General features: G+C 38.5%; 1 protein-coding gene. It reads left to right on the top strand.

Annotated elements, in window-relative coordinates; genetic code table 11:
- Positions 1-934, top strand: a 934-nt coding sequence (locus tag ACCI49_RS24820) for a condensation domain-containing protein (protein ID WP_371841941.1), incomplete at both ends; no start/stop codon positions are given.

Here is a 934-nt window from a genome sequence, read left to right as displayed (position 1 = left end):
CTTTAATGAAGGGCGTGAGAATCCGCTGGGGCCACTATCGGTACAGTATGCGGACTATGCGGTTTGGCAGCGCGAGTGGCTCAGTAGTGGAGAATTAGAAAAGGGAATCCGCTACTGGAAGAAACAGCTAAAACATCTACCGGAACTACATAATCTCAAACTTGACAAAATTCGACCTAAAAAACAACGATTTATTGGAAAGGTAGTTCAACGACGTATTAGCTTATCGACCTTTGATCAAATAAGAAGACTGTGTGGCGAACATAATGTGACCCTCTTTATGTTCATGCAGACGGTATTCTCTATATTGTTAAGTCGCTATTCCGGCGACAATGATATAGTCATCGGAACAGCAACTGCAGGCCGTTTACATCGAAGTGTTGAGTCTCTAATTGGTTTTTTTGTTAATGACTTAATTTTACGTACAGACCTTTCGGGTGATCCAGAATTTATTAGCCTACTAAACTCTAATAAAAAAATGGTGCTAGATGCATATTCTTATCATCATATTCCATTCGAAAACATTGTTGATGTAATAAACCCGGAAAGAAATACAGGATTTAATCCAGGTTATCAAATTAAGATTGATGTGCAAAATAATGAACAACAATCATTATCTTTATCAGAACTTTCCCTAGAAGGGATAGATGAATTTCAAGAAAGCAGTAAGTACGACATACATCTCAATGTTCTAGAAAATGAAGAGGGGATGTTACTGAGACTGAGCTACAGTACAGATCTCTTCTTGGCAGAAACAGCGAATCGCCTGATAGATAACTTGTTGGTATTGATTGATAGCATACTTAGTACACCTAACCAAAGAATAAGTCAGCTAAAACTGCTCTCAGGACTAGAGCGTAGGCAGCTATTGACTGACTGGAACAACACACAAGCAGATTATGCCGATAAGTATTGTATACACGAAGTATTTGAG

This window comes from Microbulbifer epialgicus, assembly GCF_041447265.1.
GTDB classification, from domain to species: Bacteria; Pseudomonadota; Gammaproteobacteria; order Pseudomonadales; family Cellvibrionaceae; genus Microbulbifer; species Microbulbifer epialgicus.
Note: the sequence above shows the minus strand (reverse complement) of the source record. Positions and strands in the feature narration are given on the sequence as shown.